Source organism: Streptomyces sp. NBC_00322 (assembly GCF_036147535.1).
Classification (GTDB): domain Bacteria; phylum Actinomycetota; class Actinomycetes; order Streptomycetales; family Streptomycetaceae; genus Streptomyces.
Genome location: NZ_CP108019.1, coordinates 6,242,266 through 6,266,383 on the forward strand (window position 1 = coordinate 6,242,266; position 24,118 = coordinate 6,266,383).

General features: G+C 70.4%; 9 protein-coding genes and 1 pseudogene. 6 read left to right on the top strand and 4 right to left on the bottom strand.

Features of this window, described 5'->3' with window-relative positions; all coding sequences use genetic code 11:
• Positions 1-462: 462 nt before the first annotated feature.
• From OG905_RS28520 to OG905_RS28530, 3 genes and pseudogenes are all read right to left on the bottom strand, one after another.
• Positions 463-1,620 (bottom strand): S1 RNA-binding domain-containing protein, encoded by a 1,158-nt coding sequence (locus tag OG905_RS28520; protein WP_328678358.1) that lies wholly within the window; start codon positions 1,618-1,620, stop codon positions 463-465.
• A gap of 118 nt (positions 1,621-1,738) precedes the next feature.
• A pseudogene (locus OG905_RS28525) lies at positions 1,739-2,089 on the bottom strand (hypothetical protein); the annotation flags it as partial.
• Positions 2,090-2,129: 40 nt separating this feature from the next.
• On the bottom strand, positions 2,130-2,588 hold the full coding sequence (locus OG905_RS28530) for an ATP-binding protein (protein ID WP_328678359.1): 459 nt from the start codon (positions 2,586-2,588) through the stop codon (positions 2,130-2,132).
• A 425-nt stretch (positions 2,589-3,013) separates the two neighbouring features.
• On the opposite strand from OG905_RS28530, the gene OG905_RS28535 reads away from it, so the two are divergent.
• Entirely contained in the window at positions 3,014-4,033 is a 1,020-nt protein-coding gene (locus tag OG905_RS28535; protein WP_443044001.1) for a transcriptional regulator, read from the top strand.
• A gap of 33 nt (positions 4,034-4,066) precedes the next feature.
• Here the strand turns inward: OG905_RS28535 and OG905_RS28540 are convergent, their stop codons facing one another.
• Positions 4,067-4,762 (bottom strand): TetR/AcrR family transcriptional regulator, encoded by a 696-nt coding sequence (locus tag OG905_RS28540; RefSeq protein ID WP_328678362.1) that lies wholly within the window; start codon positions 4,760-4,762, stop codon positions 4,067-4,069.
• Between the two features lie 249 nt (positions 4,763-5,011).
• On the opposite strand from OG905_RS28540, the gene OG905_RS28545 reads away from it, so the two are divergent.
• The 5 genes from OG905_RS28545 to OG905_RS28565 all read left to right on the top strand — a co-directional run bounded on the left by OG905_RS28545 (position 5,012) and on the right by OG905_RS28565 (position 24,101).
• Positions 5,012-6,559, top strand: a complete 1,548-nt coding sequence (locus OG905_RS28545) for an MFS transporter (protein WP_328678364.1) — start codon at positions 5,012-5,014, stop codon at positions 6,557-6,559.
• Positions 6,560-6,807: 248 nt separating this feature from the next.
• Positions 6,808-8,757 carry a BTAD domain-containing putative transcriptional regulator gene (locus OG905_RS28550; RefSeq protein WP_328678366.1) on the top strand — a complete coding sequence of 650 codons (1,950 nt, stop codon included), beginning with the start codon at positions 6,808-6,810 and terminating at the stop codon, positions 8,755-8,757.
• 324 nt (positions 8,758-9,081) lie between these two features.
• Positions 9,082-9,348, top strand: a complete 267-nt coding sequence (locus OG905_RS28555; protein ID WP_266476925.1) for an acyl carrier protein — start codon at positions 9,082-9,084, stop codon at positions 9,346-9,348.
• Positions 9,349-9,728: 380 nt separating this feature from the next.
• Positions 9,729-16,613, top strand: a complete 6,885-nt coding sequence (locus OG905_RS28560) for an SDR family NAD(P)-dependent oxidoreductase (protein ID WP_328678372.1) — start codon at positions 9,729-9,731, stop codon at positions 16,611-16,613.
• A gap of 105 nt (positions 16,614-16,718) precedes the next feature.
• On the top strand, positions 16,719-24,101 hold the full coding sequence (locus tag OG905_RS28565) for a beta-ketoacyl synthase N-terminal-like domain-containing protein (RefSeq protein ID WP_328678374.1): 7,383 nt from the start codon (positions 16,719-16,721) through the stop codon (positions 24,099-24,101).
• Positions 24,102-24,118: the final 17 nt, after the last annotated feature.

The following is a 24,118-nucleotide window of genomic DNA, read 5'->3' on the forward strand; positions in this document are numbered from 1 at the left end:
GGCTTTGGGCGGGAGCTGCCATGGGGCGAGAGATCATGGCCCCTTACGCTGGCCGCGAATCGGGCTGGCTCCTAGCCTGCCGCAATTGCCCGATCGGGGCCATGATCTTGGAGGCTCGTCCCATGGTGGCTGCGTAAAGCCGTGGAGCCGACCGCCCCCAGCCCCCGCCGGCCTCTCTCTGACGGCTTGGTGTCCGCGCTCGGTGCGCCGCCGCCCGGCCGGGGGCAGCCGGGCGAAGACAGTTGCAGGCCCGCGGCCGGGGGCTGCGGCGCGCGCCGCGCTTGCGCGGCGCCTTGAACCCGTAGAGAAAGTTGTTACTCAGGCGTCGGCCGGGATGTGTCCGCTCGGTTGATGCTTGACGCCGCTTATCTCGACCGAGGTGCCTCGGCCTTCGATGAGCGGCTGAGAGTCTCCATGGTCGGCGCGTGGGTCCGTCCTGGAGGTGCCTCCTGGACAGGCCGGTCATGCGAGAGGCTGATCGGGTGCTGTTGAAGGTTGCTGGCGAGGAGCGTCTTGCGTCGCCTTCAGCGACAGCGCGACCCGTTCACGCACCATGTCGGCGTCGACGATTTCGACGGTGACCTTCTGACCGACTTCGATGATCTCGCTCTGGTGCTTGACCGGCTGATTCCCGGAGCGCTCTGGGACGGTCACCACTCCTTCGAGACCGCTGATGTCGACAAGCGCGCCGAAGTCGGCGATCGAAGTTACGACGCCCGAGCAGACCTGACCGCGCTGCAAGGCCTTGATCTGGGACCACCGGACGTCGCTCGGTGTCTGTTGAGTTCTCCACCGCGCTCTCAGGACGCCGTCGCTATCGGGTAGGACGGCAGTGAACAGTGGGTGTCGCTCATCGAGGGTCAGAGGCAGCACTGCCGCTGCGCGGGCGTCGGTGAGGGGGGCGTTCAGTTCCTCGAACGACTCCTCGTCGGCGAAGGTGCTTGTGATCTGCCCGGCCTGGTCCTCCCAGACCAGCTCGATGGTGCCTTCCTCCGGGAGGGCGTCTCGTACGGCGTCGATGTCGGTGGACAGGTCCGGCCACACGGTCAACTGTGCACGAGGCGCGAGCCGGCCGCGGACCGCGTCGAGATTTGCTTGGGTGAGGCGATGCCATCGGGAGGCGTTTTGAACGTAGCCCTCCTCCAAGATGGCTGCTTCGCCTGTGGAGACGTACCAGGACAGTCGGTCCCAGAACGCGTCGTCGGCGGGGCGCTGCTCGCCAGGCTCTTCGTTGAACGACGGGTCATAGGGAGAGACGTCGAGTCGCTCCGCGAACAGGCCGAGCCCACAGGCATGGGCCACCGCACGTTCGCAAGGCTTGCTGCTGCCGACATAGACGTACTGGTCGAATCCGACGTGTACGAAGAACTTGTCCTGCACTTCGAGGCGGCACCAGGCGCCGTTGTCGCGCAGCATGGCCCGCAGCAGTTCCAACGCCACAGCCAGGGGGACCTCCGCCCCGTCGTGATATCCGGTCAAGTCGGGCGGGAAGAGGGCGGCCAAGCCGTATTGGTCGACTGCCTCATTCTGTCCGAAGTGGATCGGGCCGGAGATCTCTGGCTCACGGATCGCCAGGTGCTGCACCCTGCTGTCTTCGGCGAAGGCGGCAACGGTCGCCAAGTAGGCAGCCTCGACGGGGCCGTGGTCGCTGAGGGTGTCCTCGGGGCCTATGTAGTGGCTGTGCTCGTCGCGATCCGCCGGGTTGTATTTGGTGACCCGGTATACGTAGGGCGGCACGTCACTGCCCCGCGGTGGGGACATCAATGGCCATACGGACTCCCTGGCTGGCGACGAACTCAAAGAAGCGCGGAGCAACGATGGGAAGGTATCCCAAGATTCGGAGGTCCTGGCGCTGTTTGCCGTTGAGGTCGAGGGTTTCGGTGAGGCGGCGGAACGTGGTGTGGGTGATGCCGCGGGAGCGGGCTTCGGCCTCGAACTGGTCGAGTTGGCGGAGCGTGGTCTCCGGGTCGAGCTTCTGCTCTGGCTGGGTGCCGAGCCAACTGGCCTCGTTGCGCTCGTAGTCGATGTCGGAGTAGCCGCAGATCTCGCGGCTGTGCTGCTCCACCTCGTCGAGCGTTTCCGTGACGAGGCCAGGAGGTCAGCCCTGGAGGGGGCGGTGGTGGCTCAAGTCAGCATCGGGTCGCACCACTCGGTAATTCCTGCCGGGTCTTGACCTTGAATTCCGTCCATACGGTCTTGCCGCTCACTGCGTGCGGCTTCACCCCCCATACGTCCGCAAGTGCGTTCACAAGTAGCAGGCCCCGCCCGGCAGTGGCCTCTGCGGTCGGCCGGCTCATCCGGGGATGGCGCCACGTGGCGTCGTGTACCTCGATACGCAGACAGCCGTCGTCCAGGGAGACCTCCACAGCGAAGCGGCCTCCCGGCGGCAAGCCGTGCCGGACCGCATTCGTGGCGAGTTCGGAGACGCCGGTCAGCATGTCGTCGGCGCGATCGGTGACCTCCCACTCGCTCAGCACGTGGCGTAAGAAGGAACGCGCCTCGGGCACCGAAGCGTCGGCTCCTGGGAACCGTTGCCCCACCGATCTCGGCATAGGTGCAACTCCCTTACCTGCACGGTTGGTTCGCATAACCAGGCAACCGCTGCGGCGGGTCTACGGGGACCGTCGGAGGTGGTGGCAAAGGGTGGCACATGAACTACCGAGCGTGGTAAAGGGGTAGGGATTCAACATGACGTCGCCGAACACGGACTTTGCGCGCTGGCTCGAACGGTCCGGCATGAGCAATAAGCAGTTGGCCCGCCAGATCAAATCCGCAGCTCAGCTGTGGGGCCAGCCCAACATCCAGCCTGACGCGACGGCGGTGCGGCGCTGGTTGAACGGGCTCCAGCCGCGGACGCCAGTGCCCGAGATCATCGCCGACGTCCTCTCGGACAAGGTCGGATTTCGGGTCACGACTCGGCTTCTCGGAGTCCGGAACGGCGGACCGATCGCTGGCCTACAACTCCTCGTTCGCCGTTACCGTGGAAGCCGTTGCCGACTTGGGGAGGGCCGACGTGGACCGTCGTACGTTCTTGGCCGCGGCACCTTTCGCCGCCGTTGCAGCCGTCGGCCCGTCGCGCGACTGGCTGCTCAACACAATTGACCAGCAGCCCGAACCGGGGCCGCGTGTGCGTCTCGAAGATGTGACTGCCGTCAGGAACATGTTCGGCGAGTTCCAGAAGATGGATGTTCTCCAGGGAGGAGGCTCCGGTCGGCTCGTCCTGGCGGCGTACATGAACCAGCACGTCTACCCCCTCCTGCGCCGCACGCACACAGCTGAATGCCGGCGCGCGCTGTGCGAAGCCGCTGCCGAGCAGACGTATCTGCTCGGGTGGATGAGTTATGACAACGGGGCGCATGGGACCGCCCAGAGGTACTTGATCCAGTCGCTCCGCCTTGCCGAGGAATCGAGGAACGCAGCGCTCGGCGCTCACGTCCTCGCGGGCATGGCCGACCAGGCGACGCTGCTCGGTAATCCGGCAGAGGGAAGGCGGCTGGCGCAGGCCGGCCGTGCCGGGCTCGGCAAGATCACGTCACCGGCCTGCCTGGCCGACCTGTGGGCGCTTGAGGCGCGGGCCCACGCCAGGCTGGGGGAGAAGGCCGATGCGGCGCGGGCCGTGGCGAAGTCCGAGGCGGCGTACAGCCGGGTGCGGCTGGAGGACGAGCAGGAGTGGGCGGTCTTCATCGACCCCGCCTACCTTCACGGCGAGCACGCGAACACCTTCCGGGACCTTGGTGAGGCGGCGACTGCCGAGCAGCATGCCCGGCAGTCCATCGCCCACGCCCGTAAACAGCGGAGGGCCCGCCGCGGCGCGATGTCGCAGGCTGCTCTCGCTGTCTCGTACCTCCAGCGGCGCGACCTCGAAGCGGCTCACGCTGCGGGCCTGCGGACGCTGACGCTGTCCCGGCAGGTCAGCAGTTCGCGATGCATCGAGGCCGTGCAGGACGTGCAACGCCAGATGCGGCCGTTCGGTACCCACCGCCTCGTCGCCGACTTCAACGAACGGGCCCGCGAGCTGGTCGCCGCCGCGTAGCGGGTCCGGCGCTGCGGCGCCTCCGCGGTCGCGTCAGTCCTTCAGCAGTGCCTCCGCGCCGTCCAGGGATCGTTCCACCGTCAGTTTGAAGAACGCCAGGTCCTGCGCCGCCAGATCCGCCGGGTCGTCGCTCGCGACCGCCTGCGCGCCCGCCGCCGCCAGGCCGGGCCGCGTCTCGTCCTTCGCGAACGCGGCCATGGCGCGGCCCATTTCCGCGCGTGCCGCCGGGAAGTAGTTGTCGCGGTCGTCCTCCACCGCCACCAGCATGAACGCGCTGTTGAGCAGATAGCGGTAGATCTCGGTCGCGTGCTTGCCGAAGCCCGCCCCCAGCAGCACCTTGATGCCGACGTCGATCGTCGGCAGAGCGGCCGGCACGTTCGGGCCGACCAGGACCAGGCGGCGTGCCACGCCCGGGTACTGCCGCAGGACGGCGCGCCCTTCGAGCATCAGCGCGCTGAACCAGTCGCGCCACGGCACGTCCGCGTCGGGCACCGGAATGCGTGCGATCACCCGGTCGGTGACCGCCATGACCACCGCCTCGCGGTCGCCGACGTGATGCGCGACCACACCTGGCCATACGTCCAGCTTCGTGGCGATCTGCCGGATCGACCAGCCGTCGAGTCCGTGCTCGGCGGTCAACTCGACCGCGGCATCGATGATTTTGTCCGCCGTGATGGGCGGCAGGCCTGCCGAGGCCCGTGAACGGCGGCGGGGCGCTGACCCAGACATGACTAAAAACCTAACGCTGGAGGGGGTGTGACCGAAGCGACTTGACGCCCGGCGACCCGCAGGGCATAGAGTCAGCCTAACCTATTAGTCACTGTCTAAGAGGTGCCCGCACAGACCGCCCGTCACCGGCGCCGCGTCCTGCGGCACCGGTTGTTACGCAGCAGTGCACGACCCGGCCGCCGGGCGACCCGACCGACCGGCCGTATGTATTTGTCCCTTTTCGTCACGCAATCTGAGAGGCTCCGCGTCATGCGCAAATGGATGCCGCTGCTGGCGGTTTGCCTTGGCACCTTCATGCTGTTGATCGACGTGACCATCGTCAGCGTCGCCCTGCCGCAGATGACCGACTCGCTCGACGCGTCGTTCTCCGATCTGCAGTGGGTGGTCGACGTCTATGTGCTGGTCCTGGCGGCCCTGCTGATGGCGATCGGCTCGCTGTCCGACCTCAAGGGCGCCCGGCGGGTCTATCTCGTCGGCCTCGCCGTCTTCGCCCTGGCCTCGCTGGCCTGCGGCCTCGCGGGCAACAGCGGCTCGCTGATCGCGGCGCGCGGCGTGCAGGGCCTCGGCGCCGCCGCGATGTTCGCCACCAACACCGCCCTGCTGGCCAGCAATTACCGCGGTCGCGACCGCGGAATCGCGTTCGGCCTGTGGGGCGCGGTCAACGGCGCCGCCGCGGCGGCCGGACCGATCCTGGGCGGACTGCTCACCGAGCATCTGAACTGGCGGTGGATCTTCCTGGTCAACCTGCCCGTCGCGGCGCTCGCGCTGATCGTCGGCCGCAAGCACCTGGAGGGTTCGGCCACCCGCACCGACCGCCGTGTCGACCTGCCCGGCACGATCGGCTTCACCCTGATGGCCACGCTGCTGATCTTCGCGCTGATCCGCGCGGGCGACGACGGCTGGGGCGCGAACACCACCCTTGCCCTGTTCGGCGGTGCGGCGCTCGCGCTGGTGGCCTTCGTTCTGGTCGAGCGCAGCAAGCGGGATCCGATGCTGGACCTGGCCCTGCTGCGTACTCCGTCCTTCGGCGGGCTGATGGCCGGAGCCGTGGTGTTCAGCGCCGCGGCCTTCGCCAACCTGGTGTTCGTCTCGGTGTGGGCGCAGTCGGTGCTCGACCTCAGCCCGGTCAAGGCGGGTCTGATCCTTACGCCGCTGAGCGGAATGTCCTTCCTGGCCGCCGGACTTGCGGGCCGGTTCCTGGCGAGCGTCGCTCCGCAGTGGCCGATCGGTATCGGTCTTCTGCTGATCGGCGCGGGCACCCTCCTGGAGATGCTCGTCACCGGCGACTCGGGCTGGACGGCCCTGCTCCCGGGCATGATCGTCACCGGTATCGGTGTCGGTATCGCCTCGCCGACCCTCGCGTCGGCCGCGCTGGCCGCGGCACCGGCGAGCAGGGCGGGCATGGCGGGCGGTGCGGCGAACACGTTCCGTCAGCTCGGTTTCGCGGTCGGCATTCCGGTCGTCGGCGCCATCCTGTCGGGTGTGGTCGGCCGCAGCCTCGACGACAGCAAGGCGTTCGCCGGGGCGAACGAGGTGGCCGAGCAGGTCACCAGCGGTCAGGCCGCCGGCGTGGTCGCCTCTCTCCCGGAGCAGTCGCGGGCCGCGGCGACCACCGCGATCGAGGACGCCTGGGCGTCGGGTCTCGACCAGGTGTTCCTGATCAGCGGTGTCGCGGCCGTGCTCGCCGGGGTGCTCGTCCTGGTGCTGGTGCGCCGGTCCGCCGAACAGCCGGACGCCGATATTCCCGAGTACGACGGGCAGTCGCCGGCAGCGGAAAGTCCGCTGCGGACCGCCTGAGAGTGGTGCGTGGGTCCGTCGGCCGTCGGCCGGCGGACCCAGGGAATGTGGTTGAGGGTTCGACTGGATTCCCACAAGACCACAGTCCATGGTCACTTGGTGTCAACACCCTGGGACCGTGTTTCGTAGGACTGTTGGCAATGACAAAGTCGGAGTCTTCACTTCCGCAGAATCTTCACAATAGAGTGACCGGTGGCGAGACGTATGTCAGTCCTATTCGAACTGGCGTCGCCAAATGCGCTTGAAGGGTGGGGGGATGGTTGAGGATTGCCAGGGGGGACGGTCTGCGGGCCGCACGCATCAAGGCAGGATTAACGCAGGACGAAGTGGCGCGAAGGGCCGAAATCAGCGTCAGAACCGTCCGTCATATTGAACGTGGCCAGGTGAAGAATCCGCGCCACGAGACCTTGGCACGGATGGCCGAGGTGGTCGGGTACGACTACGAGGCCGTGGGAGCGGGGAGTGAGCCCGACACGGATCCGCAGCCCGACCAGCCCGGATTCCGCTATGAGATACGCCTGTTGGGGCCGCTGACGGTCCTGTGCACGGGGCTGCCCGTGGCCATGCCGCTGAAGCAGCGGGCGCTGCTCGGGCTGCTCGCCGTACAGCCGGACCAGACCGTGAGCCACGAAGAAATAGCGGATGTGCTCTGGAGCGGAGAAGCGCCGCCCGCCTACCAGAAATTGGTGCACACCTATGTGGCACGATTGCGCCGCCTCATCGAGCCGGGGCAGGGCAGGCACGGAAGAGGAGCCCGCCGTATCAGCACGGTGCGCGGCGGATACGTCTTCAACAGTAGAGGCGTTGAGCTGGACCTCCGTCAGTTCGAGGAGCGCAGCGCACAGGCCAAGCAGACGGCGGCGGCCGATCCGATGGCCGCGCTCGAATTGTTCGGCCAGGCCCTGCGCGGATGGCAGGGGCGGCTCCTACAGGATCTGTCGCAGCTGTGGCAGCATCCCGCCGTCGTCAGGGTGGCTCAGCGGCACATCGATGTGGCCATCGAATTCGCGGATCTGGCAATCAGACTGAACCGCTCCGCCTTTGCGGTCGAACATCTCAGGGTCGCGTCGTACGAGGAGCCTCTGCACGAGGCACTCCAGGCACGGATCATGCTCGCGCTCGCCGGCTCCGGGCGGCGGGCGGCCGCGCTGCGCCTCTTCGCCGATCTGCGGATGCGGCTGAAGAAGGAACTGGGCGTCGAGCCGAGCGAAGAGATCTGGCAGGCGCGCAACGCCATCCTGATGCACGAAGGCCCCGACGGGCGCACCGATCAGGCGGCCGCTGGGCCGCCCGGCTCGGCGACGACCCATGCGTACGGCACGGCCCGCGACACCTGGCCCGCGTCGACCCCGTCGCCCTTCATGGCGGAGGCGGCCCGCCCCAGAAGCCTTGCTCCACCGGCGCAGCTTCCGCCGGTCATCACGCCTTTCATCGGCCGGCAGGAGCAACTGGGGATTCTGGACGGTCTCTTGGCGCACCAGCGCAAGGCGCACCCCTCCGTGGGTATCGCCGCCATCCACGGACCGCCCGAGATCGGAAAGACGGCATTGGCCGTGCGATGGGCTCATCACCGTCACGAGGAGTTCCCCGACGGGCAGCTCTACGCCGATCTGCAGGGCAGCGCCGAATCCACGGGACGGCCGGTCGACCCCCGCACGGTGCTCACCCGCTTCCTGCGGTCCCTCGGAGTGCCGTACACCTGGATCCCGGACACCCGGGAAGAGGCGTCCGCCCTGTTCCGCAGCCTCCTCGCCGGCCGCCACTTCCTGGTGCTGCTCGACGACGCGGCGGACGCGGCGCAGGTCCGCGCACTGCTGCCGGGCACTCCGGGAAACCTGGTGGTCGTCACCAGCAGGTCGCCGCTGATGGATCTGGTGACCCGCGAGGGCGCCCAGTCCATCGCCCTGGACGTCCTGTCCGCGGCGGAGTCGTACGCCCTGATCGAGACCCATCTCGGTCCGGAGCGCACGCAGGCGGAGCCCGACGCCACGGCCGAACTGGCAGCCGTCTGCGGACAGTATCCGCTGGAGCTGCGCATGGCCGTCGCCAGGCTCGCGGCGACACCGCACCTGTCGATCCACGCACTTGTCGCCGAGCTCGCGCGAAGGGCGGTCGACCACTCCTATGCGCTGCGCTCGAAGCAGTCGGTGACTTCCAGCAGGACACGCAATGCGGGCACGGCCGGTGGCACCGGCTGACATGACCGCTGACAGCCTTGCGCGAGGCTGACAGCACGTCTTCTCCCGTCTTCTTCCACTCAATCACCGCAGCTCAGCACGGGAATTCCGCCCAGCACAGGCCGAACGAATGATTGCTATGAGGTAAATCGGCCTTTGCTGGTGCGGAGTTCGGTTGCCCGGACAGGGGCTCAGACCTATGGTCAGGCTCGCGGGCAAGTCCCGAATAATGGCCGGGTTTTCGGCCATTGCTGATGAATGTTTGCGCCTCCATGTGCGAGGCGCCCTTCCGGGGAATGTGAAAGTCCCCGAAGGCGTGCAATAAGCCGTGGGAGAGGATGGGAAATGGCGAACGTTACGGCCGAAGAAGCCCAGAAGTGGCTGATCGACGAGATCGCACAGCGCCTGGGTGTGGAGCCGACGGAGGTCCCGGCCGACCAGTACTTCGACGAGCTCGACCTGGACAGCACCCAGGCGCTCATCATCGCCGGTGAGATGGAGAGCTGGCTCGGCTTCGAGCTCGGTACGACGGCGCTGTGGTACCACCCGACCATCGAGGCCCTTGCGGCGCACATCGCCGAGGAGTGCGCGGCGCGTTCCGCCGCGGCGTAGCGCCTCAGGCGCCGGTCCGGTCGCACTGGCCGGCGCCGCTCGACAGCGCGGCCGGCCCCGTCCGTACGTCAGCGACCACGTCCGTACAGCCGCTTGCCGGTACGGCCCCCAGAGCCTCGTCCCACGGGAGAGGCGACCACAGCCCCGTCCGCCATCCCGTGGGACGAGACACCCGGCCGTGCCGAACGCGTCGAGACGGACCTGCCGCGCACACCGCACCAGGCGACCCTCCACGATGCGGACCCGCCCGCTGCAGCAACCGTCGCCGACCTGGTCCGCCGCCCGCGAGGGCGCGCGCCGCCCGCCTCGGGCCGCCGGCCCGAGTGTCGGAGGGCGCCGAGACCGAAGTCCCTGTTCGCCCAGATCCAGAGAGACTTGCCGTGAACTCATCGCAGGAATCCGACCTCGACCGTCGGCTCGCCCGGGACCCCATCGCCATCGTCGGCCTCTCCGCGCTCTACCCCAAGTCCAGCAACCTGCAGGAATTCTGGGCGAACGTCGTCTCGGCCGCCGACTGCATCGACGATGTGCCCGCGGACCACTGGGACGTCGACGAGCACTACGACCCCGACCCCACGGTGCCGGACAAGACGTACTCCACGCGCGGCGGGTTCATCCCCGACGTGCCGTTCAACCCCCTGGAGTTCGGCCTTCCGCCGAACACGCTGGAGGTCACGGACGTACTCCAGCTGCTGAGCCTGGTCGTCGCCCGCGATCTGCTCAAGGACGCCGGAGCCGACCAGGCCGGTCAGTCGTGGTACGACGCCTCGCGCACCGGCGTCGTCCTCGGCATCACCGGCGCCAACCAGCTGACCCAGCCGCTGACCGCACGACTCCAGAGCGGAGTGCTCAAGGAGGTCGTCCGCAGCTGCGGACTGACCGACCGGGATGCCGAGGAGATCGTCGCCAAGTTCCGCCTCGCGTACGCGCCGTGGGAGGAGAACTCCTTCCCGGGCATGCTCGGCAACGTCGTCGCCGGACGGGTCGCCAACCGGCTCGACCTCGGCGGCATCAACATGACGATCGACGCCGCCTGCGCCAGCTCGCTCGGCGCCGTCCGCACCGCGGCCAGCGAACTGCTCGAAGGCCGCTCCGACACGATGCTGGTGGGCGGCTGCGACGCCGAGAACACCATCTTCATGTACCTGTGCTTCAGCAAGACGCCCGCGCTGTCCAAGTCCGGGCGCATCCGGCCGTTCGACAAGGACGCCGACGGCACGCTGATCGGCGAGGGCATCGGCATGCTCGCGCTGCGCCGCCTCGCCGACGCCGAGCGCGACGGCAACCAGATCTACGCGGTGCTGCGCGGCATGGGCACCTCCAGCGACGGCCGGTTCAAGTCCATCTACGCCCCCCGCAAGGAAGGGCAGATGGTCGCGCTGCGCCGCGCGTACGAGGACGCCGACTGCTCGCCCGCGAGCATCGAGCTCTTCGAGGCGCACGGCACCGGCACCGCCGTCGGCGACGCCACCGAGCTGAGCGCCCTCTCCGCCGTCGTCTCCGACGGCAACGAAGGCCGTCAGTACGCGGCCGTCGGCAGTGTGAAGTCGCAGATCGGTCACACCAAGGCGGCCGCAGGCGCGGCCGGCCTGATCAAGCTGGCGCTCGCGCTGCACCACAAGGTGCTGCCGCCCACCATCAACGTGGACGAGCCCAACCCCGCCATCGACTTCGACTCCGGACCGTTCTACGTCAACACCGAGGCCCGGCCCTGGATCCGCGACCCCGAGCGCCCCAAGCGCCGCGCCGCGATCTCCTCGTTCGGCTTCGGCGGCACCAACTTCCACATGGTGCTCGAGGAGCACGGCGACGGCGACGACCTGCGCGTCAGCTACCCGGTCGCGGCCGTGCACCTGTGGCACGCCCCGGACACCGCCGCCCTCATCGAGGCCCTCGCCGCCGGTACGCCCGCGACCGGAGGCCCGGCCCCCGAGGGCCACGCCCGCGTCGCGCTGGTCGCCCGCACCGATGACGAGCTGAAGACGCTGCGCGAGCTGGCCCTCGGCGAACTGCGTTCCCGGCCCGAGGCGGACGCCTGGTCGCACCCCAAGGGTGTCCACTTCCGCAAGAGCGCCGCACCGGCCGGCAAGGTCGGGGCCCTCTTCGCCGGTCAGGGCAGCCAGTACGTCAACCTCGGCCAGAGCGCCGTCATGGCGCTGCCGCCGCTGCGCGCCGCCTTCGACCGGGCCAACCTGCACTTCGAGGGCTCCGAGCCGCTGTCCCGTGTCGCCTTCCCGCCGCCGCTCTTCGGCGACGCCGTACGCACGGCACAGGAAACCGCGCTCCAGGCGACCGCCTACGCCCAGCCCGCCATCGGCGCGCTGTCGGCCGGACAGTTCCGCTACCTTTCCGAACTCGGCTTCGCCGCCGAGGGGTTCCTCGGCCACAGCTTCGGTGAGCTGACCGCCCTGTGGGCCGCGGGCGCACTCGACGACGATGCCTTCTTCGCGCTGGCCCGCGCCCGCGGCAAGGCGATGGCCCCGCCGCCGGAGACCGGCTTCGACGCCGGTGCGATGGCCGCGGTCTCCGCCCCCGAGGAGCGCGTGGCCGAACTGCTCGCCGACCGTGCGGGTCTGGTCGTCTGCAACCGCAACGCGGCCGACCAGATCGTGATCGGCGGCGGCACCGAGGAAGTGGAGCGCCTGGTCGCGGCCGCCAAGACCGCGGGCCTGCGCGCCAGCCGCCTGCCGGTCTCGGCCGCCTTCCACACCCCGTTCGTCGGCCACGCGGTCGACGCCTTCCGCGGCGACGTGGAGCGCTTCGAGGTCCGTCGGCCGAACGGCACCGTCTTCGCCAACACCAAGGGCGCGCTCTACGGCGACGACATCGCCGCCAACCGCACGGTCCTGGCCGAGCAGCTCATCAACCCGGTCGACTTCGCCGCCCGCGTCGAGGAGATGTACGCGGCCGGGTTCCGGGTCTTCGTGGAGTTCGGCCCCAAGAGCGTGCTCACCCAGCTGGTACGCAGGATCCTCGGCGACCGCGAGCACACGGTCGTCAACCTCGACGCCGGCCCCGGACGCGACGCGGACGTCGCGCTCAAGCAGGCCGTCGCCCAGCTCGCCGTCCTCGGACTGCCGCTGGCCACCGCCGACCGCTACGTGGCGGCGCCGGTGGAGAACGCGCCGACCAAGGGGATGTCGATCCTCCTGAACGGCATCAACTACGTCTCGCCCCAGCGCAAGGCGGCGTACCGCGACGCGATCGACAACGGCTACCGCATCGCGGTCCCGGCACATTCAGCCCGTCCGGCGACCCCGGACCCGGGTCCGGGGCGGAGCCCCGGTGAACCGGCGGTCGCAGCGATTCCGGCCCCCGCCCCGGCGGCCCGGCCCGCTGCGATTGCGGCACCGGCGACCGCCTCCGCCGCGACCGGCGTCGCCACCGCCACCGCCCTGGCCACCGCACCGGCACCCGCGCCCGCTCCGGTTCAGGCGGCGCCCGCCCCCGCCCCCACTCCCACCGTCATGGAGACAGCCCACGTGGACAGTGACCGCCTGGCCGATCTTGTGGCCGACCATCTTTCCCTGCACGACGAGTACCTCAACGGCCAGCTGCAGAGCGCCGAACGCCTCACCGGTCTGCTGGAGCGCGCCGCCGACCAGGGGCAGCTCGGCCAGGTGCTGGCCGGGGTCAACGCCGTCAAGGAGCACGGCCTGGACATCGGCCGCAGCCACCTGCGGGCCAACGAGATCCTGCGGGACCTGGCCGGCCTGGAGCTGGGCAACGCCCCGGCCCCGACTCGCGCGGCTGCCCCTCAGCAGATCGCACCGGCCGCCCTCGCGACGGCCCCGCAGGCCGTGACTCCCGCCCAGGTCCCGGCCGCGCTGACGGCGGCTCCGGTCTCCGCAGCCCCGGCTGCCGCCGCGCCGCAGGCTCTGCCGGCCGCTGCGCCTGCCGTCGCCGCTCCGGTCCCGGCCACCCCGGCTCCCGCTCCGGCGGCGGTCGTGGTCGCACAGCCCGCGGTGGATGTCGAGGCTGTGCTGCTTGAGGTGGTCGGTGAGAAGACCGGTTACCCGGCGGACATGCTTGAGCTGGACATGGACATCGAGGCGGACCTCGGTATCGACTCGATCAAGCGGGTCGAGATCATGGGCGTGTTGCAGGAGCGCCTGGGCGAGACGGTTGCTGCCGGTCCGGAGCAGCTGGGTGAACTGCGTACGCTGCGTCACATAGTCGACTTCATGGCCGAGGCCGCGGGCTCTGCTCCCGCCGCTGCTCCCGCTCCGGCGGCGGCAGTTGCCGCGAAGCCCGCGGTGGATGTCGAGGCTGTGCTGCTTGAGGTGGTCGGTGAGAAGACCGGTTACCCGGCGGACATGCTTGAGCTGGACATGGACATCGAGGCCGATCTCGGTATCGACTCGATCAAGCGGGTCGAGATCATGGGCGTGATGCAGGAGCGCCTGGGCGAGACGGTCTCCGCCGGACCCGAGCAGCTGGGTGAACTCCGCACCCTGCGCCACATAGTCGACTTCATGGCTGAGGCCGCGGGTTCCGCTGCCGCCCCCGCTGCCCCGCAGCCAGCCGCCCCCGCTCCGGCCGAGGCGCCGGCCGGCCCGGACGCCGCCGGTCTGGAGGCCGCGCTCCTTGAGGTCGTCGGTCAGAAGACCGGTTACCCGGCGGACATGCTTGAGCTGGACATGGACATCGAGGCGGACCTCGGTATCGACTCGATCAAGCGGGTCGAGATCATGGGCGTGATGCAGGAGCGGTTCGGCGAGCTGGTCGCCGCCGGTCCCGAGCAGCTCGGTGAACTGCGTACGCTCCGCCACATCGTGGATTTCATGGCGGGCGGCGCTGACGCGTCAGTCGCCGCCCAGACCTCCGCGACCCCGGCCGCCGACGCGACCGCCCCCGAGCCCGCCGCCGACAACTCCCGCGCCGGTATCGGCCGGGCCCAGGCCGCGCTCGTCACCCTTGCCACCCCCGACCTGCTGGTCGGCGCCTACCCGGAGGGCTCGGGCGCGCTGGTCGTGGACGACGGTGCGGACCTCGCGCCGGTCGTCGTGAACCGTCTCATCGAGTCGGGCCGCCACGTGCACGTACTGCGGCTGCCGGGTGTGGCCCAGCGCGTCAGCGGCGTCAAGGACCACTCCCTGTCCGGATGGGGAGTGACCGAACTCGCCGACCGGATGGAAGAGATCCTCGCCGACCGGATCAGCCTGGTCATCGACCTCTCCGCCGCGCACGGCGGCGAGTGGACCGAATCAGTACGCCGCCTCGCCCACACGCTGCTCGTCGCCAAGCACGCGGTCGAGCCGCTGAGCACCGCGGCCGCCGCCGGCCGGGCCGCCTTCGTCACCGTCACGCGCCTCGACGGGGCCTTCGGCCTCGGCGGAGTCGACGAGGAGCTCGCCCCCGCCGGCGGTGTGGCCGGCCTGGTCAAGACCCTGGCGGTGGAAGCGCCCCAGCTGTTCACCCGGGCTCTCGACCTCGCCTCCGCCCTCACCCCCGAGGCCGGCGCCGACCTCGTCCTGAACGAGGTCCACGACGCCGTCACCGACACGGTGCAGGTGGGCCACGACGGTACGCGCCGGGTCGGCCTCACCCTCGCCGAGCGGCCGCTGACCGGCACGGGCGCCGACATCGCACCGCTCACCTCCGACGACGTACTGGTGGTCACCGGCGGCGGACGCGGCATCACCGCCGACTGCGTGATCGAGCTGGCCAAGCAGTACAGGCCGGGGCTGCTGCTGCTCGGCCGCACCCCGCTGGACGAGGAGCCGCAGTGGGCGCAGGGCGTCGAGCCCGCCGCTCTCAAGGCCGCGGCAGCGGGCCGGTTGAAGGCCGCGGGCGAGAAGCCCACCCCCAAGCGGGTCGAGCAGCTCTACCGGGCCGTCGTGGGCGCCCGTGAGATCCGTAAGACCATCGAGGACGTACGGGCTGCTGGAAGCCACGTCGAGTACCTGGCGGTCGACATCACCGACCCGGCCGCCGTCGCCACCGCCCTCGCCCCGCACAAGGAGCGCATCAGCGGTCTGGTGCACGGTGCGGGTGTCCTGGCCGACCAGCTGATCGCCAACAAGAAGGCCTCCGAGATCGAGCGGGTCTTCGCTCCCAAGCTGGCCGGCCTGCGCGCCGTGACCGCCGCGCTGCCCGCCGACGCACTGCGCCACGTGGTGCTCTTCTCCTCGGTCGCCGGATTCTTCGGCAACCGCGGCCAGTCGGACTACGCCATGGCCAACGAGGTCCTCAACGCCTGGGCGTCCTCCTGGAAGCAGCGCCACCCGGCCGCCCGCGTCACCTCGCTCAACTGGGGTGCCTGGGACAGCGGGATGGTCTCCCCGGAGGTCAAGGCCGTCTTCCAGGAGCGCGGCATCACGCTGATCCCGGCGGACACCGGAGCGCAGATGTTCACCGAGCAGTTCGCCCCCGAGCACGCCGGGGACGTGGTGACCGTACTCGGTCCGACGACGCCCCTCTCGGAACCGGAGCGGACCGTTCCCACGGCCACCGTCACCGTCGAGCGAAGCCTCGGCGAGCTGGCGGGCGACCCGATCCTCACCGACCACGTCATCGGCGACTCGCCGGTGCTGCCGGCGGCCGTCGCGCTCGGCTGGGCGATCGGCGCGGTCGAGCGGGCCGGTGCCACCGAGGTGCGCCAGGTCAGTGACTTCTCGGTCCACAAGGGCATCGTCTTCGACGGTACGCAGCCCGAGCAGGTCAGCCTGGCGATGACCCCGGCCGGGGACACCGTCAAGGTGGCCATCCGCGCGACCGACGCCGAGGGAGTCGCACGACCGCGCTACGCGGCCGTCGTCGCCCCGGGGACCACGCTCGCCGATGCCACCGTCGGCGGACTGCCGGCGCTCGGCTCGGGCCGGGACGCCGCCGGCTTCTACAGCGACGGAACGCTCTTCCACGGACCTGCCCTGCGCGGTGTGCGCCGGGTGCTGGCCGAGGAGGAGTCCCGGCTGGTCCTCGAGTGCGAACTGCCCGAACTCCGGCCTGCCGGGGGCGCCTTCGGCGGCTCCCGCTTCGCGCCGGGCACGGCTGACCTGCTGCTCCAGGCGGGCCTTGTGTGGGTGAGGCTGTTCCGCGGCACCGCGGGGCTGCCCCTCTCCGTGGGCCGGGCCGATCTGCACCACCCGCTGCCGGACGGTGAGCCGTTCCTGATCGTGGTGGAGCCCGCACCGTCGGGCAGCAGCATCGGCGCCTCGCTCACCATCACCGCCTGCGCCCCCGACGGACGGGTGCTCACCCGCTTCGACGGCGTATCCGTGGTCTCGGCCCCGCAGTTGGCGGCCAAGTTCATCAGCAGCTGATTGACGCTTCGTAGCTGACGCAAGCGATCGGGTCGGCCCGGACGGTGCTCACCGTGCCCCAGCCGTCCGGGCCGGCCGCCCCTCAGAAGGGACCCCAGAGCTCTCATGAGCAAGTACGCCATCGTTGGCCTCTCCTGCCTGTTTCCAGGAGCGGAGACACCTGCCGAGTTCTGGCAGAACCTCCGTACCGGGGCGGACAGCCGCAAGGAAGGGGGCGAAGAGGTCTTCGGCCCCGCCCTCGACGCCCGGGACACCGACCCCCAGCACGGCATCTACTGCAGCCGGGGCGGCTTCATCACAGACTTCGACTTCGACCCGTCCGGCTATCTCCTCGACCCCGGCCATCTCGCGGGGCTCGACCGCATCTTCCACTGGTCACTGCATGTCGCCAGGGAGGCGCTGCGCGACAGCGGACACGCCGACCGCCCCGAGATCCTCGCCCGTACCGGGCTGATCCTCGGCAACTACTCCTTCCCCACGCCGACTTCCGCCGAGGTCAGCGTGCCGCTGGTCCAGGAAGCGGTGCTGGAGGGGCTGCGCCGGGGCGGACACCCGGCGCTCGGCGCGCTCGCCGAGCAGGACCGCCGCATCGACCGCGACGCGCTGAAGCCCGAGGACCTGCGGGTCAGCGGCTCCCCGTCGTCCCTCGCCGCCACCGCCCTCGGCCTCGGCGGCCCCCGCTACGCGCTCGACGCCGCCTGCTCCTCCGCGCTCTACGCGCTCAAGCTGGCCTGCGACCATCTCGCCGCGGGCCAGGCCGACCTGGTGCTGGCCGGCGGTGTCTGCGCGCCCGACCCGACGCTGATCCACCTGTCGTTCTCGGACCTGCAGGCCTACCCCCGCGACGGATTCAGCCAGCCCTTCGACGACAGGTCCGGCGGCATCCTCACCGGACAGGGCGCGGGCATGGTCGCCGTCAAGCGGCTGGCCGACGCGGTGCGCGACGGCGACCGGATCCACGCCGTCGTCGACGGCATCGGCCTGACGAACGACGGCAGCGGACGCCATCTGCTGGTCCCGCAGGGCGGCGGCCAACTCCAGTCGTACGAGCTGGCGTACGAGCAGGCGGGCATCGACCCGACCACCATCGACTACCTGGAGTGCCACGCCACCGGCACCCCCATCGGCGACTCGACCGAGGCCGATTCGGTGGCAGCGTTCTTCGGCGACGCGGGCAAGGTCCCGCTGATCGGCTCGGTCAAGGGCAACATCGGCCACCTCCTCACCGTGGCCGGGCTCAGCAGCATGCTCAAGGTCATCCTGGCCATGGGCAACGGCCACATCCCGCCGACCATCGGCGTGGAGCGGCCGGTCGCCTCCAAGGACGGACGCGTCGGCGAGGACACGCTGGTCCGCACGGGCCGGGAGTGGCCGCGCGGTGAGGACCCGCGCCGGGGAGCGGTCTCCGCCTTCGGCTTCGGCGGCACCAACGCGCATGTGGTGCTCTCCGAGCCGGTCGCCGAGGCCGTTACCGACGCCGTCACCGAGGCGGCCGCGGCCACCGTGCCCGCCCTCGATGTGGTGGGCCTGGGCGCGCACTTCGGCTCCTTCGACTCCCTCGACGCCTTCGAGCGTGCCGTCCACGCGGGCAGCGACGCTCTGGGCCCGCTGCCCGAACGCCGCTGGCGCGGCCTCGACCAGACCCGCGGCGGCTCCCTGGAGCACGGCGCCGGCGTCTCGCCCGACGCGCTCCCGCACGGCGCCTTCGTGGACGGGCTCGGCATCGACCCCGTAGACCTCAAGATCCCGCCGTCGGACCTGCGGACGTACAACCTCCAGCACGCGCTCGCCGCCAAGGTGGCCGACGAGGCCCTGCACGACGCCGGCTTCAGCCGCGCCGTGGCTCAGGGCCAGACCGCTCCCGCACCGCGCCGGGTCGCGGTCGTGGTGGCCATGGAGATCGAGCCCATGACGCATCTGCGGCTCACCCGCCGCACGCTCGGGGCCTTCGTACGCGAGGAGTTCGAGCGGGCCGGAGTCGCGATCGACGAGGAGCAGCTGGCCGCCGTGACGGCGGTCGGCCGCGACGCGGTGGTCGACCCGATCGTCGCCAACGAGGTCCTCAGCTTCATCGGCAACGTGATGGCGAGCCGTATCTCCTCGCTGTGGAACCTGACCGGACCGTCCTTCACCGTCTCCTCCGACGGTTCGGGCACCGCCGAGGCCCTGGAGGTCGCACGGCTGCTGCTGCTCGACCCCAGCATCGAGGCGGTCCTCGTCGGAGCGGTCGACCTGGCGGGCTCGGCGGAGAACCTGCTGCTGCGGCCCGATGTGGTCGCCGAGGCCGGGCTGACCTTCGGCGAGGGCAGCCGTGGCCGCCGTATCGGCGAGGGCGCGGGCGCGATCGTCGTCACCCGCCCCGGCGAGTGGGAGTCGACGGTGTACGCGCGCCTGGACTCGGTCGCCATCCGGCATGCCGCACCGGTCGACGGCGCGGTGCTCGAGGCCGACGCGGCGACCCTCGCTTCGGCGGCCGAAGCGGCACTGACCGCCGCGGGCGTCACGGCCGCGGACATCGGCTATCTGGAGGCCCACGCCGGCGGCACCGACATCCAGGACCGGGCCGAGATCGCCGGACTGGCCCGGGTCTACCCGGCGGACGGCGGCAGTGTGGCCCTCGGCAGCGCCAAGGCGCAGATCGGCGACGCCGGTTGTGCCGCGACCATGGCCGGACTCATCCGGTCCGTGCTCTGCCTGCACCACGGCTATCTGCCCGGCACCAGCGGCTGGAGCCGCCCCGCCGGTGAGCTGGCCGACGACTTCGCCGCCTCCGCGCTCTACGTCCCGGACAACTCCCGCCCGTGGCTGCGCGAGACCAAGGGCGCCCGCCGTTACGCGGCGCTCAGCTTCATCGGCGCCTCCGGAGCCCACGGCCACCTCGTGCTCTCCGCCGAAGCCACCCGCGGCGCGGTCACGCCGAGCGACTGGCAGCGCGCGGGCGGCCCCGTCGTACTGCCCCTGGCCGCCGACTCCTTCGAGGCCCTGCACGCCTCGATCGAGCAGCATCTGGAACTGCTCGAAGTCGCCGACCCGTACGCCCTTGCCCGCGAGGCGGCAAAGGAGCTCGCGGGCAGGAAGCTGCGCGCGGTCTTCGTCGGCCGTGGCCGCGGCGAACTGCGGGCCCAACTGGAGCTCGCCGCAAGGGATCTGCCCGGCGTGAACGCCGAGGGCGGCGAATGGGCCACCCCGGCCGGGAGCTTCTTCACCGCCCGGCCCATCGGCCCCGACGGCAAGGTCGCCCTGGTCTACCCGGGCGCGTTCAACTCCTATCCGGGACTCGGCCAGGACTTCTTCCGGGCCTTCCCGGGGCTGCTCGACCGGTTCGAGAGCCAGGCGGACGAGCCCGTGCTGCACCTTCGTTCCCGCGCCCTCTACCCGCGCACCCAGGTCACCCCGGGGCGGCGCGAACTGATGGGCCTGGAGGCCGAACTGGGCGAGGACATCCCGTTCATGCTCGCCACCGGCACCAGCTTCGCGATCCTCTACACGGACCTGGTCCGGGACGTGCTCGGCGTCCGGGCGCACGGCGGATTCGGCTACAGCCTCGGCGAGTCGAGCATGCTCTTCGCCACCCGGGGCTGGCTCCCCGAAAGCCGCCGCGACGAACTGATCAGCGATACGCCGATCTTCAAGGACCGGCTGTGCGGACCGAAGCGTACGGTGCGCGAGCACTGGGACCTGCCCGAGTCCGTCCCCGACGGGCAGGTGTGGGCCAGCCATGTGCTGCTCACCGACGCGGACACCGTCCGGGACGCGCTGACCCGCTACGACCGGGTCCACCTCACGCACATCAACACCCCCAACGAGCTGGTGATCGCCGGAGACCCGGCCCAGTGCAAGGCCCTCGTCAAGGAACTGGGCTGCCCCGCGGCGCGCTCTCCCGTCAACGCGGTCATGCACTGCCCGGTCGTCGACGCCGAAGTCGGCGGCCTGGCCGGTCTGAACGACTACCCCACCGGCTCGTTCGGCGATCTGGAGCTGTTCAGCGCCTACGACTACGAGGCGCTGCCCGGCCTGGCCCGCAAGGAGATCGCCCGGCGCATCGCCCACACCCTGCGCTCCCCGATCGACTTCCCGCGCCTCGTACAGGGCGCGCACGACCGCGGATTCCGCTACTTCCTGGAGGTCGGCCCCAGCGCGACCTGCTCGCGCTGGATCCACGACACGCTCGGCGACGCGGCCCATGTCGCGCTGCCGGTGGACCGGCGCGGGGCGCCGGCCACGAAGTCCGTCGCGCAGCTGGTGGCCCGCCTGGTCAGCCACGGTCTGGAACTCGATCTGAGGCCGCTGCTGGGTACCGCGGCGGACCAGGTCCCGGCCAGGTCCGCCCGGGCCTCCCGGTTCCGGGTCGGCGGCGGTGACCCCGTACCGGCGCGAGTCGCCCGGGGGATCGCGGCGACCCGTCCCGAAGCCGAGCCGGATCGGGCACCGCAGCCCGTGGCCGCCGCGGCGGCACCCGCCAAGCCCGCCTCTGCTCCCACGCCAGCCCCTACCCCTGTGCCCGTACCGCCCGTGCCCGTCCCGTCCGTACCGCCGGAGGACTCCGTCATGCCTGCCGACCCGACTCTCGCTGACGCGGAGGTCATCGCCTTCGACGGCACCCCGATCTCCTTCCTGCCGTGGGCGCCGCCCGCGCCCGGGGCACCCGAGCCCGCTGCCTCAGGACCGGTGCCCGCGGCACCGGTCGCCGTACCGGTCGCGCCGTCGACTGCCCCCGCGGCAGCACCCGCCGAGCCCGCCCCTGCCCCCGCATCAGCCGCCTCCGCGGACCCCGCCGCCGATCTGGTCCGGGAGATCCGTCAGCAGATGGTCGCCACCCACTCGGTGGTGATGGAGACCCAGCGCATCCTCCAGGGCGCCACGCTCAGCCGGATGGAGGCGCTCCTCGACGGAGCCACCGCCCCGGCACCCGCACCCGCCCCGCGCACCGCGGACCTCGCACAGCAGCCGGCCCTGACGGCGGCCGTGTCCGACCAGGCCGTACGCCCGGCCCTGCCCCCGGCGGCTTCCGCCCGCGCCGCTGCGCCCACCGCGTCCGGCCCCGCCACGCCTCCGCCCCCGCCCGCAGACCGCGAGGTCAAGGAGGGCGTGATCAAGGAGGGTGTGATCTGGGACGAGGCGGATCTGCTGGAGTTCGCCGTCGGTTCCGTCGCCAAGGTCTTCGGCCCGGAGTTCGGCGTCATCGACGGGTACGCCAAGCGCGTCCGGCTGCCCGCACCCCCGTACCACTTCGTCACCCGCGTCACCGAACTCAGCGGTAAGACGGGCGAGTTCAAGCCCGCCACCATCACCACCGAGTACGACGTCCCCGAGGACGCCTGGTACGCCGTGGACGGCGGCGTGCCCCCGGCCGTCACCGTCGAGGCCGGACAGTGCGACCTGCTGCTCGTCAGCTACCTCGGTATCGACTTCCGCAACAAGGGCGAGCGCGTCTACCGGCTGCTCGACAGCACGCTGATCTTCCGCGGCAATCTGCCCCGGGTCGGCCAGACCCTGCGCTACGACATCTCCATCGACCGCTTCGTCCACCAGGGCGACACCACGCTCTTCTTCTTCAGCTACAAGTGCTACGCCGACGGTGAGCTGATCCTCGAACTCCACGACGCCTGCGCCGGGTTCTTCAGCCAGGCGGAGCTCGACACCCCGCTCGGTGTCGTCATCACCGAGAAGGAGAAGGCCGAGCGAGCCAAGCTCACCAAGGGCTGGTTCAAGCCGCTCGCGTACACCGAGAAGAACCACCTGACCTCCGACGACCTGGAGCTGCTCGCCCAGGGTCGCATCGGCGAGGTCTTCGGCCCCGACCACGCCCAGGACCCGGGCATCAACCCGGCGATCCGGCTGCCCGACGCCAAGCTGCGGATGGTCGACGAGGTCACCATCGACCGCAAGGCCGGTCCGCGCGGCCTCGGCACACTCAGCGCGATCAAGAAGCTGACGCCCGACGCCTGGTACTTCACCTGCCACTTCCCGGACGACCACGTGCTGGCCGGCTCGCTGGTCGCCGAGGGCGCGGTGCAGCTGCTGCAGATCTACCTGATGCACCAGGGCATGCATCTGACGCTGCCGGACGCGGCCTTCCAGTGCGTGACCGACGTCCCGATCGAGGTCCAGGTCCGCGGCCAGATCACCCAGCAGCACGAGGAGATCCGCTACGAGGTCGAGGTCATGGAGCTCACGCTCCTGCCGCGCGCCACGGTGATCGCCGACGTGCTGATCTACCTGGGCGACAAGCCGGTCATCAAGATGAAGGGCCTCGGCCTCCAGGTCCGCGAGAAGGAGGGCTCGGCCTACCGCCCCGAGACCGGTGGTGTGCCGCAGTTCCTGGGCCGCCGCAACCGCGACGGGGAGGCTGCGATGATCAACGAGCTGCACCTGGCGCACGCCGCCAAGGGGCAGCTGGACATGGCGATGGGACCGGAGTTCGAGGTCTACCGCAACAGCCGTGCCCCCTACATCCCCAACGGGGCCTTCCAGTTCGTCGACCGCGTCATGTCCCTCAAGGGCACCCGCGGCGATCTGAGCCCCGGCTCGGAGATGGTCACGGAGTACGACTCCCCGGCCGACGCCTGGTACTACGAGCAGAACTCCCACCCGCACATGCCGAACGCGGTCTACATGGAGAGTTCGCTCCAGGCAGCGATCTTCCTCGGCTACTACCTCGGCGCCACCCTCACCCGGCCCGAGGAGCAGTACGCGATCCGCAACCTGGACGGCCGGGCCACCCTGGTCAAGGACATCGACCTGCGCGGCAAGACCATCCGCCACCACTCCAAGCTGCTGATGACCAGCGCCGTCTCCGGTGCGGTCCTGCAGAACTTCAGTTACGAACTCTCCGCCGACGGCGAGGTCTTCTACACCGGCGAATCGCTGTTCGGCTACTTCAGCGACGCGGCGCTCGCCAACCAGGTGGGCCTCGACAACGGCAAGTACGTCGCCCCGTGGATCGAGACCGAGCAGATCTCCGCCGACAGGATCCGCCGGATCGAACTCCCCGAAGGCGCACCGGCCTTCACCGACCCGGCCGGCGGCCATCTGCACCTTCCCGGCGGCCAGTTCGCGCTCGTGGACCGGGTCGACGTCGTCGATGAGGGCGGCCGGCACGGACACGGCTATCTGCACGGGTGCCGCGAGATCCGCCCCGACGAGTGGTACTTCGACTGCCACTTCCACCGCGACCCGGTGATGCCCGGCTCGCTCGGCGTCGAGGCGATCCTCCAGGCGATGCGCCTGTTCGTGATCGACCAGAACCTCGCCGACGGCATGGAGCAGCCCCGCTTCGCGATGGCGACCGATGTGGAGATGTCCTGGAAGTACCGCGGCCAGATCCTGCGCCACGACCGCGAGCTGCAGTTCGACGTGCACATCAAGGAGGTCCGGCGCGAGGCGGACCGCCTGCTGATCATCGCCGACGCGGATCTGTCGAAGCCGGGCCTGCGCATCTACGAACTCACCGACGTGGCCATCGAGGTCCGTACCGCCGGCGCCTGACGCTCAGCCCAAGGAGC